At 42.0% G+C, this 18,213-nt stretch carries 12 protein-coding genes; 6 read left to right on the top strand and 6 right to left on the bottom strand.

Annotated features, from left to right (window positions below):
• Window positions 1-13: 13 nt before the first annotated feature.
• Window positions 14-1,462, top strand: a complete 1,449-nt coding sequence (nhaD, locus tag L1271_RS15940) for a sodium:proton antiporter NhaD (RefSeq protein ID WP_029215836.1) — start codon at window positions 14-16, stop codon at window positions 1,460-1,462.
• A 58-nt stretch (window positions 1,463-1,520) separates the two neighbouring features.
• Here the strand turns inward: nhaD and L1271_RS15935 are convergent, their stop codons facing one another.
• The 4 genes from L1271_RS15935 to L1271_RS15920 all read right to left on the bottom strand — a co-directional run bounded on the left by L1271_RS15935 (window position 1,521) and on the right by L1271_RS15920 (window position 9,072).
• Window positions 1,521-2,531: an ATP-dependent 6-phosphofructokinase gene (locus tag L1271_RS15935; protein WP_235368274.1), complete on the bottom strand. Its 1,011-nt coding sequence runs from the start codon at window positions 2,529-2,531 to the stop codon at window positions 1,521-1,523.
• Window positions 2,532-2,681: 150 nt separating this feature from the next.
• The gene (locus L1271_RS15930; RefSeq protein ID WP_010606018.1) at window positions 2,682-3,077 is read right to left on the bottom strand and encodes an MmcQ/YjbR family DNA-binding protein; all 396 of its coding nucleotides are present in this window, start codon (window positions 3,075-3,077) and stop codon (window positions 2,682-2,684) included.
• An 822-nt stretch (window positions 3,078-3,899) separates the two neighbouring features.
• Window positions 3,900-6,137 carry a putative bifunctional diguanylate cyclase/phosphodiesterase gene (locus L1271_RS15925; protein WP_102057420.1) on the bottom strand — a complete coding sequence of 746 codons (2,238 nt, stop codon included), beginning with the start codon at window positions 6,135-6,137 and terminating at the stop codon, window positions 3,900-3,902.
• A 265-nt stretch (window positions 6,138-6,402) separates the two neighbouring features.
• Window positions 6,403-9,072, bottom strand: a complete 2,670-nt coding sequence (locus tag L1271_RS15920) for an insulinase family protein (protein ID WP_102057419.1) — start codon at window positions 9,070-9,072, stop codon at window positions 6,403-6,405.
• A gap of 286 nt (window positions 9,073-9,358) precedes the next feature.
• Here L1271_RS15920 and sixA point away from each other — a divergent pair, with 286 nt between their 5' ends.
• The 5 genes from sixA (at window position 9,359) to L1271_RS15895 (ending at window position 14,772) form a co-directional block, all read left to right on the top strand.
• A complete protein-coding gene (gene sixA, locus L1271_RS15915) occupies window positions 9,359-9,820 on the top strand; it encodes a phosphohistidine phosphatase SixA (RefSeq protein WP_102057418.1) in 462 nt (153 codons plus the stop codon).
• Between the two features lie 557 nt (window positions 9,821-10,377).
• On the top strand, window positions 10,378-12,681 hold the full coding sequence (locus L1271_RS15910; protein ID WP_235368273.1) for a TonB-dependent receptor: 2,304 nt from the start codon (window positions 10,378-10,380) through the stop codon (window positions 12,679-12,681).
• Window positions 12,682-12,764: 83 nt separating this feature from the next.
• Window positions 12,765-13,064: a hypothetical protein gene (locus tag L1271_RS15905; RefSeq protein ID WP_010606023.1), complete on the top strand. Its 300-nt coding sequence runs from the start codon at window positions 12,765-12,767 to the stop codon at window positions 13,062-13,064.
• Between the two features lie 27 nt (window positions 13,065-13,091).
• Complete coding sequence (locus L1271_RS15900; RefSeq protein WP_010606024.1) at window positions 13,092-13,745, top strand: HAD family hydrolase; 654 nt, start codon at window positions 13,092-13,094, stop codon at window positions 13,743-13,745.
• A 187-nt stretch (window positions 13,746-13,932) separates the two neighbouring features.
• Window positions 13,933-14,772, top strand: a complete 840-nt coding sequence (locus tag L1271_RS15895; RefSeq protein WP_010606025.1) for a DNA ligase — start codon at window positions 13,933-13,935, stop codon at window positions 14,770-14,772.
• 83 nt (window positions 14,773-14,855) lie between these two features.
• Here the strand turns inward: L1271_RS15895 and efpL are convergent, their stop codons facing one another.
• On the bottom strand, window positions 14,856-15,425 hold the full coding sequence (gene efpL, locus L1271_RS15890; RefSeq protein WP_010606026.1) for an elongation factor P-like protein EfpL: 570 nt from the start codon (window positions 15,423-15,425) through the stop codon (window positions 14,856-14,858).
• Window positions 15,426-15,508: 83 nt separating this feature from the next.
• Complete coding sequence (locus L1271_RS15885) at window positions 15,509-16,840, bottom strand: tetratricopeptide repeat protein (protein ID WP_010606027.1); 1,332 nt, start codon at window positions 16,838-16,840, stop codon at window positions 15,509-15,511.
• Window positions 16,841-18,213 lie beyond the last annotated feature (1,373 nt).

Genomic DNA, 18,213 nt, shown 5'->3' with positions numbered 1-18,213 from the left:
GATAGGCAAAAAAATGAAAATCAATGGACTACTGCTATTCTGTTGCGCATGGGTCATATCCGTGATCCCATCACCAGCCTTGGCGGCTCAAGGCACTTTAGATCTTACCAGCTCGACACTCGGCTTGGTTTGTATTGTTGTCTTCGTTTTAGCATACGCACTTGTAATGCTCGAAGAAAAACTCCATATGCGAAAATCAAAGCCAGTGCTCGTGGCGGCAGGCGTCATTTGGCTCATGATTGGGGCGTATTACGTCAATCAGGGGCAACCCGATGTTACCGAGCATGCATTTCGGCACAATCTGTTAGAATTTGCGGAGCTGATGTTGTTCTTGCTGGTTGCGATGACTTATATCAACGCACTAGAGGAACGACGCCTTTTTGATGCGCTACGAGCGTGGATGATCCAAAAGGGTTTTAGCTATAAGAATCTCTTTTGGATCACTGGGTTTTTATCCTTTTTTATCTCTCCAATTGCAGACAACCTAACCACAGCCTTACTGATGTGTGCCGTGGTGATGAAGGTGGCTGAAGGTGACAAAGAGTTTATCAATTTAAGCTGTATCAATATTGTGATAGCAGCCAATGCAGGCGGTGCATTCAGCCCCTTTGGTGACATTACCACTTTGATGGTATGGCAAGCTGGTATGGTACATTTCAGCGAATTTTTAGCGCTATTTGTTCCTTCACTGGTCAATTACATCGTACCAGCACTCGTAATGAGTTATTTTGTGGCGGATAGAAAGCCCAGTGCAGTTTACGAAAGAGTAGAGCTTAAACGCGGCGCTTTGAGAATTTTAACTTTGTTCCTACTGACTGTCGCAACCGCTGTGCTTTCACACAGCTTGCTGCATTTACCACCGGTTCTTGGCATGATGATGGGCTTGGGCTACCTACAGTTTTTTGGTTACTTCCTAAGAATGACATTGCCTGGGTCATTAGCAAGAAAGCGAGCGATGGCCGAGAGAGAAGGGGATCAAGAGCGTCTCGAGAAGTTAGGAAGTGTTGTGCCATTCGATGTGTTTAGCAAAGTTTCACGCGCTGAGTGGGATACCTTATTATTCTTCTACGGCATCGTTATGTGTGTTGGTGGTCTTGGGTTTCTCGGTTATTTAAGTTTAATGTCAGAGATATTATACGGTGAATGGTCTGCAACCTATGCCAACGTATTCTTAGGCATTATTTCTGCGGTCATCGATAACATTCCAGTGATGTTTGCCGTGCTGTCGATGCAACCTGAAATGTCACATGGCCATTGGTTGTTGATCACGCTTACGGCTGGGGTAGGGGGAAGTTTACTTTCTATTGGCTCTGCGGCAGGTGTTGCGCTTATGGGGCAAGCTAGAGGCTATTATACTTTTATGGGGCACTTAAAGTGGGCACCTGTGATCTTGCTTGGTTATATCGCGAGCATTTTATGTCACCTGTGGCTTAACGAATCTGCTTTTAGCGTGTTTGGCTAGCGCTTACACAAGGTGTAGTGAGAGTGAATAATCAATATGTGCTTCACTCTCACTGCTTTTATTGCTCGGCGAGGTAATGCCGATAACGTTGTACCCATTCCTGTGATACTGGTTTATCCATATTCAGCACCTTCTCGACTTCAGTAATTACAATTGCACCATGTATTTTTCCTACCATAACGGGCGTCGCAGCATCATTGCTTGCTTTGATGCTGCCATTAATCACTTCCACGGCCGCTACTCCTAATTCCGTGGCGAGCATTCTATCTTCAACAGATGGTGCCCCACCTCGTTGAATATGGCCTAACACGCAAAGTGCACAATTGATATCGTCATTGCTATTTAACTCTGTCTTAAGCGCTTGAGCGCCGCCTGGCCATAAATTTTCGGCCAGTATTATCAAAAAGCTACCGTGTTGATGTTGTTGCTCTATGGCATTTTTGAGATGAGCTAAGACCTGAGAGGTATTCTCTACCGTGCAATTTTCAAATGAAATGATAGCCTCAGCACCTGTCGCAATACCTACATGGTAAGCAATATGCCCGTTATGACGACCCATCACCTCGGTGATAAAAACTCGCTCAAAGGCATTTGCGGTATCACGGATTTTATCTATTGCGGAGGTGGCAGTATTGATGGCTGTGGAAAAGCCAATGGTGTTGTCACACCCTGAAAGGTCGTTATCTATAGTACCGGGAATACCAATTAGCTGACCTTGCCAGTGAGCTGCCAGCGCCTGCATTCCCCTAAACGAGCCGTCACCACCAATCACAATAAGTACGTCAATATGGAGCTTTCTCAGGGCATTTGCTGCTTGCAGCACGCCTGAGGGTTCTAGCATCGCAGGGCAGCGGGCACTTTTTAGAATTGTGCCACCAAGTTGGGTGATATCGGTGACGGAAACCGCACTTAGCTCGGTGTACTCTTGATTAATTAGACCATTGTAACCATGAAAAAAGCCAAAGCACTGAAATCCAGACCTCAGGGCACTTAACGTGATAGCTCTAATCGCTGAGTTCATCCCCGGCGCATCACCGCCACTTGTCAATACTGCTATCCTTTTCGTCATGTCGTCACTCTAACATTGCTTGGTTATTCTTTTTGTATACTATCAGAGTGATTTGAAGACAAGTTGATCGACATTAAATATAGAGATTAAGTGCGAGGATATATATAGAAAGGTAAAACGGCATTTAGGTTTACCTAAATGCCGTTTTAATTAACGCTGCGTGACTTTGCTAGCAAGTTCTTCACGTTGTGCGGTCGGTAGGTTATCCACGACGATTTGATAAGAATCATCGATCATTTTCTTTATTTCGTCTTCTGGAATAGTGCCATCTAAGATGACTGTATTCCAAAGACGCTTATTCATGTGATAACCAGGCACAACAGACGAATACTTATCTCTAAGCAATAATGCTTCGTCAGGGTCGCATTTTACATTTAACCACCAAACAGGTTCACCATTTTCATTTACTTGCCCCTCTTTCCCCTCAGTCAGAGTTGCAAACATTTTATGTTGAACTTTGTACACATCTACGTCTTGCGCAAAAGGCTTAGTGATAAAGGTTGCAGGCTTGGCCTGCAAATATTCATGTACGCTTTTCTGATCCATAGCCCGTGTCCTTGAAGTAACAGTTAATACTACATGAGAGTAAGTTTAGCAGCTCTTGTGATAATACTGTAATCGTCTATCAGTAAAAACTATCAGAAAGTCTATACTATGGCGTTATAACGCAGACAATTATTGAATAACTGACCGTTTTATATCGGTTTAACTCACAGTTGACGATTAAAATAAGTACAGTGTGTAAAAGCACTAAAATTTCAGTCGTCTACAATATTAGAAAAGCTAACTTTTAATTTCCAGTTAAGGACAAAGTCTGCTCAACACAGTACGCTAAAAATACACTCATAACCTAAGTGGACTAAGCTAGGAAATCATTGGCATTTGACCGTAAAAAATTTCCCACTTGTCTCTATTTCCCAAATTAGGAAAGTTACGGCATAACACCCCTTGTGCAATGCTATACCTCTAAACAGTCCGCTATTAAATTAAATAATACAAAAATATGCAACAATAATTTCTTCATTGATTAAATATTGAACGTTGTGTAGACTCATCGCCCGCATTAGTAAATAGTATCGAAATGTGATGTTTCTTTCCCAATAAAGAATGTTTTAGTTTTCTTTTTGAATTAAAAAACCGAGGTGTATCAGTGGCTTTTGGAATTATTTCAGCTTTATGTGCGATGGCAATGTATCTTCAAACTCTGTGGACTGGAATGCCGAGAAAACGCTGGTTAAGTTTGGCTTTAGTGGCAGGTCCCGCGGCGCTGGTTCTTTTTCGAGTGCACTATCGCAGAGCGTGGATGCGTCGATGCGCAAATTTAGTTAGTTGGAAAGCATAAACGTAGTTAGGTCAAATGAAATAAGGCTATTGTACGAGCTGTAGGTTTGGTTTTTCACTCGGGGTGTGTTGCTTTAAAAATTGCTCAAATTCATTGCTTGAAAGCGGTTTTGAATAGTAATAGCCCTGAACTGTTTGGCAGTTTAACTGTTCTAAAATATTGAGTTGCTCTTCATTTTCAACACCTTCTGCGACAACATGAAGGTCTAAGTTGTGCGCGATAGTGACAATAGAGTCCACCATGTTTCTGCCGCGCTCGTTACCCATGTCATCGATAAATGCTTTATCGACCTTGAGTGTATTCAGTGGAAATTGCTTGAGATAAGCCAGTGATGAATAACCAGTACCAAAGTCATCCATGGCTAAGTGTATTCCTCTAGCACTGAGGGAGCGCATTATCGAAATTGCTTCTTTTGGATCGTCCATCACCGTTCCTTCTGTGATTTCTAACTCAAGAAAATAAGAAGGAAGTTGATTTTTTTGCAAGATAATGTCGATACGAGTGGTCAAATCCGGCAAGCTAAACTGTTTTGCTGATAAATTCACCGCAACTCTGCCATTAAACAATCCTTTATCAATCCAGCGCTTCACATCACGGCATGCTTTGTCTAAAACGACCTCTCCAATTTCGATGATCTGTCCAGTTTCTTCTGCGATGGGGATAAATACACCAGGACTTATCACCCCCTTTTTTGGGGTAATGAAACGTACTAACGCTTCCATACCAACCAGTTCGCCGGTTTTAATGTTCATTTTTGGCTGATAGTAGACAACAAAGTGATCCTCTTTGAGGCCATAACGCATTAAGTTTTCTATTTGCAGACGTTTAACCGCTTGCTCATTCATTGAATCATTAAAGAATAAATAATGGTTACCCTTTTGCTTGGCATGATACATAGCGGTATCTGCATTTTTCAGCAGGCTTTCAGGAGACTTACCATCTTCAGGGCATAGTACAATCCCAACAGAAGAGGTGATCACTAACTCGTGGTTAGCAATTTTAAAAGGCGTAGCAATCGCAGCTAGAAACTGTTTTGCAGTACGTGTAATAGTGTGAATATCATTGGTGCCTGAAATTACCAATGCAAACTCATCACCACCCAGCCGGTAAAAGGTATCTTGTTGGCGAGCAAGTTTATTTAGCCGCATTGCTAGTTTTGCTAGTAGCGTATCACCTAACTGGTGGCCCAGCGAATCGTTGATCTTTTTAAAGTTATCTAAGTCGAAGACAAGTAGGGCATGATGCGCCCCTTGTAACGATAGCTTTTGTAGATTGGTAAAGAACAGGTTGCGATTGGGGAGACCTGTCGTACGATCGCGATTTGATAAATTGTGGAGTTGTGATTCTGCTTTCTTACGTTCGGTTAAATCTGAGTAAACAACCACATAGTTGCTGATCTGGCCGTGATTATTTTTAATCTCGTCAATCGTAATTTCTATAGGCAAGAGTACGTCTGCTGCATTACGAAGTTTGAGTTCTTCTTGCCAATGCTCTGTTTGCTTTAGCTGAGCTTTTACTTGGGCGACAAACTTCTGATCATAACCCGGTAAGTTAAAGTGCTTATTCAGATAATGTTCCCGTTGACCACCAAATAGCTTCAAGTAGCTTGGATTTAGGTCGACTAAATTATAATGTTTGTCGTAAATTGCGATTGCGTCAGTAAGTGATTCAACACATTTTGCAAACAGATTTAACCTTTCTTCGGTACTCTTGAAGTGACTAATATCGCGAACCGTACCTGTCATTCTTAAGGGGTTGAGGTTGGCATCTTTCTCGATAATTTTGCCTCGGTCTAACACCCAATGATACTGACCTAGTTCATCTTTAATACGATAGCTTGCTTCAAAGAAAGGTGTCTTTTCTGCGAAATGCTGTTTCATCAGCTTTTCAACGATTAATAGGTCTTGCGGATGGATCCTATGCTGGTTGGGGATGATGCCGCCAGGCTTGGCAGAGTTCATGCCGTATTTGTCGTTGATCCGAACAATCTCACCTGATTGAATATTCCAGTCCCATAGTGTATCGCCACTGCCTTCAATCGTACTTTTAAATCGTTGTTCTGAGTGCTTAAGTTGAAGAGTGGACTTTTTGAGTTGGTGATTCGACCAAACTAAGTAAGGAATGCTGAGCAGAGCAATCACGCATGGTACAAGCCAGGCTAACTGGGCACCAGTTAATACACTTGCTTCACTGGCGTAAGTTACATGCGGAGTCAGTGATAAAAGTAGTGCATTGATTGTTATTGTTTTTATTTTTAGGCTCATATTATGCGTAATTCATAACTGCAATCTCTAATCTAAATCAAGCCATTGTAGTAGTCAAAAGGAAAACGTTGATTAAGGGTAAATTCAGGTTAATTGCGGTTTTTCACAACAGCGAAACAAAGTTTCAGATGAAATTCATTGCGCTAACGAATATGGTTGCGCATTTTTTTGAGCTTCAGTTGAGACTTATATGGATGCGCTAGGTGAGGAAAGTCTTATTAGGTATCTGAAAACTTGATAAGCGCTCCTTGCTTACACTAAAGCATTAATTGCACTTTAAAATCAATCGTGGAGCATTTGGCTCTAGCATCTTATCTATATAGGCAAGGATGTCTTCTAGTTCCAAATCGGCCAAAGCTTGGATTAATCTTTGTTGCATATCAAACTGGTGAAAGTCATTGGTAATTGAAATCCACAAACGCTGCGCTCTTAGCCTCAGGTTTTTGTCTTGCTCCGAAATATGTAACAACAAGCTTTCTTTAGAGCGCTGCCAACTTTTCTCATCTAACTGATGTAATTGCTTTGCAAATTGTTTAAGAAATCTAGCATGCCTTGTAAGTAGGTGTTTACTATCAAAGTTGGGGGATTGAATATAAAAAGCGATACCCGCACGTGTATTGAATGGTGCATATCCAGCGCCAACCAAATAACCAAGTTGTTCCTTCGTTCTTAACTGTTCAAAGTAATCTTGATTTATGAGGTTATTAACCGCCATCATGGTGACTTTTTCTTCAACAGAATCGGTACGTGATTGAAAATATTCAATGAAGGCATAATCACTGCCTTCACGTTCGATATGTTGTTCCGTTAGTTGCGTCAACTCGTTTAAGGGACGTTTCAGATCTTCCAAGATTTCGCTGCTTGAAAACAGCCCGTGTACTGATGTTTTTAATTTTTCAGCATGTTTTAGTTGCCAATTACCATGCATAAAAGCTTTGACGTGAATGGCTGAAAAAAACTGCTTTCTGAATAATTGAAATTCGTTAAAGCTGGCACTTTTAAGTGCGCTGGCTAAATCTTCAGGACTTGGATTCCATGGCATCAAGTGAGCCCCAAGTCTGCTAAATAGTTCGCTCACTGGTTTATTCTTATTGTGATTTTTCCAGTGGCGGATAAGTTGCTTTTTATATTCTGCAAAGCGAGCTGCATGGATAGGTTGGTTCAGTAGCGCCTCGACTAGCTCTAAAACCAAGGTAATTTGATTACCTGTAAGTCCTGCAGTGTGCAGGGTTAAGCCTCCTTGATGAGAATTAATATGATAACTAAGGCCTGCCAATTCTGCGCTATAAAAACGCTCTGCAACAGCATCCATAAAGAGATCGGCAAACAGGCGAGATAGTGCCATATGTTTATGACAGGTGACGGACGGGGCGGAGTCTATTTCGAGATAAAAATGCCCCTTGGTAACTCTAAAAGTCAGATCTTGTTTAAACCAAAATTCAAATCCAGGCTGATCAGCAAGGCGGATCGGCGTATCTTGCTCGCTCTCTATATCATGAAGTGGATTTTTCGCGCTAAGGTATGGATTAATCAATGGCAGTGACATTTGTGGCAAAGGCATATGCACATTATAAAGAGACTCAATCCAGTCTGTAGCTATCGGCGAGACACTATATGGCGTGTTGTACCACTTGGCCTTTTTATTTACCTCTACATTAGGGTGGATAAGCACAAGGCGCATATTGGTAGGGCACAAATGCATCAGTAGTTTTTCGTGTTGCTCTTGAGAAAAGCCATCCATGCGATAATCACCATAGAGAAAATCTTCTTCCTCATAGTGGTGCATATTAACGCTGATTGAATTTACCCAGTCTAACATGCGGCCAACTTCTTGGTTATCGAACGCGATATCCAGTAAAGTACTTTTGTCTTGGTAAAGGCGTGGTAGTGCGGCGGTATTTTGCTTAATTAAAGCTATGTACTCGAATAGCATTTCCACTATGTCTTCATAGTATTCAATCCCTTCATCGGTAAGTGCAAAACTGATGTTAAAGTCTCTGAAATTACTACCCGTGATCCCACCACCAGCCGATAGTGCATTGATCCAACCTTGTGACTTGAGGATAGAGTACAGCGAGCCTTTACCTTCATACCCTAACAAATGGGCTAAAAAGCTCACACTCTTATGGCGGTATAAATCTGTAGGGTTGGGCATAGCAAAACTGACAATAAGTTTTTGCATATGCTTTCGGGGTTTGATTTTTAACTCTAATTGCAAGTCGCATTCACGATACATCGGAACTTGTATCGCTGGTTTTTCTTCTTTGGAGCCAATTATTTTCGCAAACGGTAAACTGTAGGATTCCAAGGTTGTCAACGGTTGTGGTCCGGCAACAACTAGTGTCATCCACTGAGCTTTATAATACTTATTAAAAAATGCGCGTAATTCACGGGCTATATTGCCATTACGATCCGCGAGAGTGTCTCGCGTACCAACAGAAAACTTGGCGAATGGGTGTTTAGGATTGATGGTTTCTTTATGAACTTGATAGATGCGACGGCCATCATCTTTGACTTTCATTTTAAACTCAGCGTCAATCGCCTCTCGTTCTTTTTCTGTGTCGCTATCACTCAATAAAGGAGATACAAAGAATTGGCTAAAACGCGCTAATGCTTCATCTAATCGTTCGGCGTCACAGTCAAAGTAATAGCTTGAATGCTCAGTACCTGTCCATGCGTTGCTTTGACCACCATATTGACTAATAAATTGAGAAAACCCACCAGAGTCAGGGTGTTCAACAGTACCAAGAAACAGCATATGTTCTAAAAAGTGTGCCATCCCTTGGCGATCTTCAGGATCGTCAAAGTGACCAACATTAACGGTTAATGATACGGCGCACTTAGCGGTTGAATCGTCATTGATCAACAAGACTCTAAGACCATTGTCCAGTGTTAGTAATTGGTACTGCCGACTATCATTATTACTCAGTTTCAATATGCTGCTGCCGATAAATTAGTTAAAAGATAACTGAAGGTAATTAGAATTTCATTTCATGTTAATCCTTCATTTGTTTTAATATAGCGAACAAACCAGTGAGATAGCTACCGGTTTAGAAGAAAATAATATCCAGCTGCATATATTGAGAAGTCAGCAAGCATAAGATCCGATGTTGTGAGTGGTACAAAAGGGAAAGACCATTAGCGACAATAGTTTAAATGCGGATCTCATCGCGCTTAAGTAAATATATGTAGGATGATATAAATAGAAGGTGCTGAACAGTATGAAGACTATCTTAATAATGCGTCATGGTGAGGCTGAACCTATGCAGGCTGATGATGCGAGTAGAAACTTAACCGAACAGGGGCTACAGCAAGCCAAGGATGTAGGCGAGTGGTTGAAACAATACTTTGAGATAGATGCTGCGCTTGTAAGCCCCTTCGTCAGAGCACAACAAACAGCGGAGCAAGTACTTGCACCTCAAACTCCCAAATTTATTGAAACCTGTTCAGACATAGTGCCGAGTGGTTCAGCACACACAGCTATCGATTATCTAGAAACGCTTATGTCTATGTATCCCGTATATCAAACTTGGATTTTGGTTGCACATATGCCGATTGTCAGCTATTTAGTCGATCGTTTGTGTCCTGATACGATGCCTATCTTCTCGACTGCTGCTGTAGCTATAATTGAATACAATGAACAGACTGGACGCGCCGAATTTACATCAATGCAGTTACCTTAAGCTTTTTATTCATAATTGGCATAGAAAGGCTAAAACTTCCCTTTAATCGGTCTAATGTCCTCTTTTTAATTTTGTTTGAACTTTATCATTACACCGGTGTCATATCATTGGCATTGCAATCATGGTTTCCGATATGGCCAATACGTTTGTTTGGGCGCAAATTTGTATTGTTTAGGTAACCGGCACAGTTTCGACCGCTGTGTTATGGTTCTGTTATCGGTAAAGGTGGTTTTTTGGAACTTATATACTATTAAGTTTAAAGGACAATTGTCCGCTTTTTTGTGTTTTTTGTTGCTAAATGTTGTAAACTGTCAGCTAACGTCGCTGAAAGTTGCAAAAAAATTGATTTTTTAGTTCGGTTTATAAAGCAAAGTAGAAATTACCTGCTATAATTACCGCCGTCTCGTTCAGCCTTACAAAGTTGTATCGCACTCTCGACTGTAAGGTCCGCGTTATTATATTCAAATCGCGAAAAATTGAACGTTCACGCCTAAGTGAAACGGCGCCCAAATTTTAAACCGTTGAACAAAGAGTGCACTAAAAGGTCGAAAACCAACATGAAAGCAATGAAAAGATCTACGTTAGCTACCCTTATTAATGCTACGTTGTTCTCTGCTGTGGCAGGTACTTCATTTTCTGCACTTGCTGAAGAAGAGCAAGCCAAAAAAAATCAACTAGAAGTTATTCAAATTACCGCACGTAAACGTGTTGAAAACGCACAAGAAGTACCTGTGTCTGTTTCAGCGCTCCAAGGTGATAACTTGAATGCTTACAGCTCAGCGGGTATGGACATTCGCTTTATGAATGCGAAGATCCCAAGTTTATCGGTAGAATCTTCGTTTGGTCGTACTTTCCCACGTTTTTACGTACGTGGATTAGGTAACACAGACTTCGATCTAAATGCTTCTCAACCTGTATCTTTGGTTGTTGATGAAGTGGTTCAAGAAAACCCTATTCTAAAAGGCTTCCCTGTATTCGATATTGCACGTATTGAAGTATTACGTGGTCCTCAGGGCACGCTATTTGGTCGCAATACGCCAGCAGGTCTTGTTAAATTTGACACAGTTAGACCAAGCCAAGAGTTTGATGGCTATGCTGCTGTTTCTTATGGTAGCCGCGGTGCGGTAGACTTTGAAGGCGCAGTAGGCGGCTCAGTAACTGACCGTGTATCAACGCGTATTTCTGCATTGTGGCAGGAACAAGAAGACTATATCGATGTAAAAGCGCCGGGTTTCGAAAAAGAAGATTCTCTAGGTGGTTACAGCGAGCAAGCCGTTCGTGTTCAATTCCTATATGAAGGCGATGATTTTAACGGCCTACTTAACTACCACTACCGTGATTTAGATGGTCGCCCAATTGCATTTCGCGCAAATTTAATTGAAGCTGGCACAAACAACATTAACCCATTGTATGACAACGATGTGGTATATCACGATGCAGCCTCTCGCTCAACGCAACAGGTTGAAACTCAAGGTTTGAGTCTAAAGCTTGAGTGGGATTTACCTGAGCATACTGTAACGTCAATTACAGCTTGGGAAAGTGCTGAAATCTATTCTCGTGCAGACGTTGACGGTGGTTACGGCCCAAATAATGCTGGCGTTTCAGGTCCTGGTTTGATTATTTTCACTTCTGAAACAGCTGATGTTATTCCTGAGCACAACCAGTATACGCAAGAACTTCGTTTATCAAGCAACTTTTCAGGCGACTATAACTATCAGGTAGGTCTCTTCTTATTTGAAGAAGATCTCATGATTGAAAGCTATAGCTTCGATACGAATGGCTATGATGCTGCGTATGCCCAGTATGGCGTGCAAAACGGTTACGCTTACCAAGATCAAGATACATCAGCATGGGCGGTATTCGGCTCTTTTGATTACACCGTATCTGATGACTTAAAAGTAACAGCTGGTTTGCGTTATTCTGACGATGAGAAAGAGTTTTACGCTAAACGTACTAAAAACCCAACACCTTGGAATGGCTCTCCTGATGTACTTGATGGTACCGCTAACCCAAGCGATAGCCATGTAAGCTGGGATTTAAGTGCCACTTACAAGCTAACTGATGACGTAAACTTGTTTGGTCGTCTTGCTAACGGCTTCCGTGCTCCAAGTGTTCAAGGCCGTATTTTGTTCGGTGATGAAGTAACTGTTGCTAAGTCAGAAACTACCAACTCGATTGAAGCTGGTATTAAGTCAGACGTACTTGATGGCCAAGGTCGTGTAAACGCGACGGTATTTTACTATCAGATGGACGACCAACAGCTAACGGCTGTAGGTGGCGGCTCAAACTTCAACCGCTTAGTGAATGCTGATAAAACAACAGGTTATGGTTTCGAACTTGATACAGAGTGGGTGTTAACTGACGAGCTAAATGCAACGTTTAACCTAAGCTATAACAAAACTGAGTTGGAAGATAAAAACTTAGCAGTTGCGGTTTGTGCACAGTGTACCGTTACAGATCCGACCTATATGGTTGAGGGCGCTAACGGCCCAGAGGCCCGAGCAATTTTGGATGGTAATAGCCTACCTCACGCTCCTGAGTGGATTGCAAACGCAACACTTCGCTACACCAAAGAGTTAGAAGATGGCGAGTTCTTTGTATATGGTGATATGTCTTACCGTAGTGAAGTAGACTTCTTCTTATACAAATCAGTAGAATTTGAAGGCGAAGCCTTGTTTGAAACAGGTCTTCGTGCTGGTTATATGTGGTTTGAAGGCGATAACGAATATGAAGTGTCAGCCTTTGTTCGTAACCTATTTGACGAGCAAGTGGTTATCGGTGGTGTAGATTTCAATAACAACACCGGTATGCTAAATGAAGCGCGCTTCATTGGTGCTGAATTCAAAGTGAAATTCTTCTAATTCACGCTACAGTGATTATAATAGAGTAACTAAAGCCCGCATTAAGCGGGCTTTTTAATGAAATTTTTATGTTAGGAGTGGATATGTCAGGTTTTTGGAATTATCGAGTGATATATTGTGAAGCAACAAAAGACGAAGCGGCTTTATATCAAATCCATGAAGTGGAATATAACTTAAATGGTAAGGTAACGAATTGGTCTGAAACGGGGGCTGCACCTTTTGGCCGTTCGATGGAAGAGTTGCAAGCGGATGCAGATAGACTGAAGTCAGCTTTCGATAAGCCAGTTCTAAAAGTGATTAGACAGCCACGAGGCTATACATTAGTTGAAGTTGATAGCGGTGAAGAAGCTACTGCTGAGCCACCAGCAGGGATCAACGGTTAATTAATACAACCAAATTAAGGAGTGTAAATGCGTTTTCAGGCAGTTTTATTTGATTTTGACGGTACATTAGTTGATTCAGAAGCACTCCATTACCAAAGTTGGATGAAGGTGTTAGCCCCGTATCAGATTACTTATACGGAGCATGACTTTTGTGATGAGTTTTCGGGTGTACCAACGCTTAAAGCCGCGCATATACTCAAAGAAAGACACCAACTTGCGCCTTCTGCCCGCGATTTATGTGATGAAAAAAATGTCGTCTTTGTCGCAACCGCTGCGGAAGTTCTCCCTAGATTGATGCATTTTGCAAAGCAAGTCGTTGAATTAACCTCAATGCGTTGTCCAATCGCACTCGTAACAGGAAGTAGCAAAGCGGAAGCGCTTCCTGTTTTACAACACTATCGGTTATTAGAGTTATTTTCTGTCATTGTGTGCAAAGACGATGTCGAACAGCCGAAGCCTCATCCAGAACCTTATCGCAAGGCGCTCGCTGCGCTAAACATTGCGCCACACGAAGCGGTGGCAATAGAAGACACCTGCACAGGACTAACCTCCGCCAAGGAAGCTGGGTTAACTGCGGTTGTCGTACCAAATATACACTCTAATAAACAAGATTTAAGTCTTGCTGATCATTCATTTATCGATCTCGAAGCGGTTTTTGACTGGCTTTGCCCTGAAAGGTAATAGCAATTGGTATAAACAGGGACTGTTAGTCAAAGCTATTCGATTTTACAAACGTCGATTCTTATGCAATCTTTAAGCATGAAATTTGTTAACTTTTGATATCAGTGACTCTAAACGGCTCAAGAGTATGCCAATCGGTATTAGTACAGGGCACTGGTCTTAACTATCCACTGCAAAGGATTATGCTATGCGATATGTACCATTCTTGTTCTGTCTATTATTAGGTTTTTCCAATCTCCTTTATGGAAATGAAACCCACACAAAAATCCAGCTCGCTTCGGTATATCAAGGCGACGAAGATATTTCTAATTATCTTGTTAGTGAAAAATTCGATGGTGTTAGGGCCATTTGGGATGGCTCGCAACTGCGTACGCGTGGCGGTCACTTAATTAAGGCGCCAGACTGGTTTACGCAAGGGCTACCTGATACATGGTTAGACGGTGAGTTGTGGGCTGGGTACAATAACTTCGCTTTTGTGAGCGCGATAGCAAGACGCCATTCGCCTAATAATGAACACTGGCGTCAAGTGACTTATTATGTATTTGATGCGCCAAATTCTACAGAAATATTCTCTCAGCGTCATGAGCGTTACTTAAGCCTACTAAGCCATATTGAGTTATCACACATTAAACCCGTCAAGCAGCTATCATTTGGCTCCGTTGATGAGCTAAACGACTATTATCATGGTGTCTTAAAGCGAGGCGGTGAAGGGGTTATTTTGCATGCTAAAAATGCCAAGCACGAAGATGGAAGAACAACCAACGTACTAAAATACAAGCCGTACCTTGATGACGAAGCCATCGTGATTAAGCATTTACCCGGTAAGGGAAAGTACCAAGGGATGATGGGATCGCTATTGGTGAGAGATGAACAAGGTATGGAGTTTAAAGTTGGGTCGGGGTTTAGCGACGAAGAGCGCGCATCACCACCACCGATTGGTAGCCAAATTACCTATCGATATCAAGGATATACTAAGTTTGGTAAACCGCGTTTCGCGCGATTTTTAAGAGTAAGGCCAAAATTATAGAATGGCACTACTGCTGCAAAGAAAACTTGGGGATTTTTAGACGCTAGCGAGCACTACGGCTCGCTATCAAAAGTGCAATGGAGTTATTCTGCACGGCCCATGAACTTAGATTCAGCAGTGTTGATCTTAATTTTATCACCGCTTGAAATATGCTCAGGAACTTGAACAACAAGGCCTGTCGTTAATGTCGCTGGCTTTGTTCTAGCACTTGCAGATGCACCTTTGATTGAAGGTGAAGTATCTTCAATCACAAGCTCTACGCTTGAAGGCAAGTCGATAGAAACAGGCATGCCCTGAACCACGACGATAGATAAACCTTTCGTTGATTCATCGATAAATAGCAATTGCTCAGCAATAGACTCTTTATTTAGGTGGTATGGCGTGTAATCTTCATCATCCATAAACACATATTCATCACCATCTACATATGAAAGCATTGCAGGGCGGCGGTTAAGATCTGCAAGTGTCAGCATCTCTTCCGCTTTAAAAGTTTCATCTACTTTAGAGTTATCTACTACATCGTACATGCGCATACGGTATAGGCTACCACCAGCGCGACCTTGTGGCACTGAGCGCTCAATGTCACGAACAATCATTACGCGGCCGTTATACTCGATCGCGGCATGTTTTTTTATTTCACTTGCCTTTGGCATAGCTTAATTCCTAATACAAATAAAGTTGGCACAATATAATCATTTTTCGGCTTTTTGGCGAGTTTCAAAACTCATTCTGAGCCTCAAATACCGTATAAAGTCGTCATTTCTGAGTACTTGATCCCAAAGTGCTGGTCAAACCAACGGTTGATATAGTCATGCTCAGGTTCAAGCTTGGCACAGCGTAGAATATTTTCACCTTTATTGGTGCCAAGTGCCTGCCCACAGTAATTTTGCTTCCAAGTCAGCGTAAGATCTTGAGAGAACTTTTTGAGTAATTCGTCAAAGGTCTTTTCTGTTATCTGTGAAAGATTAAGAAAGTCGGGAGACAGCGGGGTGATATCAAGTTGCTCAAAATCAGCCTGATGTGCACGTGTTTTATTATGCTTACTATCGCTTGCACTACCTTTGATATAACGATGGGCTAAACTCGCCTCATAATTAACGTTGATATCAAATTTCTCATCATAGATGGTCACCGGATAAGTAAATTCTCGTGTGACTTCGACAGTGTGTGTGTTATTTGAATTATTTGGGTCTGGTCGTTCAACTTCCTGCTGATAATGCTTACGCTGAATATATTGGTTGCTATTGCGGTAATAGTCCGCATCAACGTATAGTTCTAATGAAAGCTGTTTACTGCCTTCGCTATCAAACCAGAGGCTATTATTAAATGCCGTATTTAGGCTTGAGATAAATGCACTGTATTGTCCTCTGATTGAGTTGCCAAAGCGCAAGCCAATATCAACACGATCTCTTATGTTCATTGCAAAATAACGACTTTTATCTTGGTTATCTACACGTAAACGCTTTGGAGTTTGCCACGCTAAACAGTATTTTTCCGTAAAACTTTTTAAATAGAAGCGCTGTCCGCTGACTTGTCCTGCAATTTCATCACACTTTTTCTGCGCTTGCGTTCTTAGCGTGTCATAGTGGGTGCTCATGGCGCTTGCTAATTGCGCATTGCTGATCAGATGGCGATAATTATGTTCAAACAGCTTAAACTTGTCGGGATAGGGCGTGTTTGATAGCGAGCGGGCTTCGTCGAGTAGCCATTGCCTCACGTAATCCAGCTCTTCTCTTTGGGTATTTGCCATTGCGCCATTCGGTTTCATTTGCCATTGAGCTTGGTTTTTTACGATTTCTTCTAGCCTAGTTGCAGCTGCGGTGTAGTTATTTGCCAAACGCAGCATACGGACATCGATAAGACCTTTATCTATAAGCTTATCTCGCGCCAGTGTTAAACCTTGTTTCGCTTCAAGATCCTCAGGGTCTTCCGCGAGTGCTTGTGAGTAGTATTCAGCAGCTTGGCGGTACATTCCTGCTTCGTAAAGTTTATTACCTTTATAAACCAGCGATTTACAGCCGCTAATAGCAGCCAATATTGCAATGATGATGGCGGTTTTCTTGATCATAATATCATTCCATTCGCGCAAAAAGTTCCATAAGCACAGTTATTGATTTTAGTATCCATTCGCTTCAATTACAGGCGCACCCGTTCCAAAGCTTTTAACTGGCTTATAATACAGGGTTCTGGCGAAATCTACATCACTGAATTGTTAAGATTTTGTTTTGGGAGGTATTGAATCTCGCTGTGTTGGTTTGTTGTCCTCCTGACAGGTTTCGACGCCCATCTATGGGCTACGACATACTTTTCTTTGATGCCCAAAGAACAAGTATGCAAAAGAAAGGGCACTCCCAACATCACACTGACTCCTCAAGTAAATTGCCAATATGAACGTCACCGCTGTGTAAGGGACATCCCTGTCCCTGTCACCGCTTTTCACGCATCCATGCGTTGAAATGACTCATTGGCACTTTACTTTCGGGTGTGATGAGGGAGACACAAGGCGCTGATAAATTCTTGTGGTGCTTGTAAGCGACTTAGCTGCTTCAGGAGATAAAACCAGAACTAACAGACAGCGCGATTCCCCCTCCATCACACCCGAAAAGCATAAGCTGATATGCAATGTGCCGACAGGATGTCGGCCAAGTCTTGTCTGGTATAGGGACGTGCCTTACAAGACGGTTGCACTATATCGGCTTAGGGTTTGAGGATTGAGTGTGATGCTGGGGCGACGTTTTCTTGGTTCGTTCTTTTGCGTCGTTTCAAAAGAATGAACGAGGAGCGCATGGATGCGCTTTGATATAAGCCAAGGAGGGTAAGGCTAATATGTCCTCCTGACTAGTTTCGACGCCCATCCATGGGCTACGACATACTTTTCTTTGATGCCCAAAGAAAAGTATGCAAAGGAAAAGGCACTCCCAACATCACACTGACTCCTCAAATAAATTGCCAATATGAACGTCACCGCTGTGTAAGGGCCATCCTTGGCCCTGTCACCGCTTTTCACGCATCCATGCGTTGAAATGACTTATTGGCACTTTACTTTCGGGTGTGATGAGGGAGGAAAACGGTGCTGACAGTTTTGTTTGGTGCTTGCAGGCAAATTTGCTGCTTTGAGAGAAAAACTAGAATTAACAAGTAGAGCTATTTCCCCCATATTCAAGAAAATGCGCAAGTTGCGCATTTTTATCTTTCTCAAAAAAACCGTAACTTGAACTTTTAATAATGTTGGCAATGAGTTATCAATTTTGTTAAAACTAAATCAATCATAAAAGTGCGCGATTGCAAATCAGAAATATGCGCGATTTGCGCACTATTAAATTGTTGAACTAAGCCGCTACGCGGAGATCCTACTCTCACCAACTGAGCCACACTTACCTTGAGGTTATCCCATAACTTGGAGGTAAGTCATGAACCCACTCATAGAACAAGTCAAAACAG

This window comes from Pseudoalteromonas sp. OF5H-5, from assembly GCF_021530695.1.
GTDB lineage: Bacteria > Pseudomonadota > Gammaproteobacteria > Enterobacterales > Alteromonadaceae > Pseudoalteromonas.
This window is presented reverse-complemented; position numbering and strand designations above follow the sequence as displayed.

Bases quoted from the DNA above. Each gene is read 5' to 3' on its own strand.
- L1271_RS15935 (WP_235368274.1), bottom strand. From the start codon at position 2,531: ATGACGAAAAGGATAGCAGTATTGACAAGTGGCGGTGATGCGCCGGGG.
- L1271_RS15930 (WP_010606018.1), bottom strand. From the start codon at position 3,077: ATGGATCAGAAAAGCGTACATGAATATTTGCAGGCCAAGCCTGCAACC.
- L1271_RS15925 (WP_102057420.1), bottom strand. From the start codon at position 6,137: ATGAGCCTAAAAATAAAAACAATAACAATCAATGCACTACTTTTATCA.
- L1271_RS15900 (WP_010606024.1), top strand. From the start codon at position 13,092: ATGCGTTTTCAGGCAGTTTTATTTGATTTTGACGGTACATTAGTTGAT.
- efpL (WP_010606026.1), bottom strand. From the start codon at position 15,425: ATGCCAAAGGCAAGTGAAATAAAAAAACATGCCGCGATCGAGTATAAC.
- L1271_RS15895 (WP_010606025.1), top strand. From the start codon at position 13,933: ATGCGATATGTACCATTCTTGTTCTGTCTATTATTAGGTTTTTCCAAT.
- L1271_RS15905 (WP_010606023.1), top strand. From the start codon at position 12,765: ATGTCAGGTTTTTGGAATTATCGAGTGATATATTGTGAAGCAACAAAA.
- L1271_RS15910 (WP_235368273.1), top strand. From the start codon at position 10,378: ATGAAAGCAATGAAAAGATCTACGTTAGCTACCCTTATTAATGCTACG.
- sixA (WP_102057418.1), top strand. From the start codon at position 9,359: ATGAAGACTATCTTAATAATGCGTCATGGTGAGGCTGAACCTATGCAG.
- nhaD (WP_029215836.1), top strand. From the start codon at position 14: ATGAAAATCAATGGACTACTGCTATTCTGTTGCGCATGGGTCATATCC.
- L1271_RS15885 (WP_010606027.1), bottom strand. From the start codon at position 16,840: ATGATCAAGAAAACCGCCATCATCATTGCAATATTGGCTGCTATTAGC.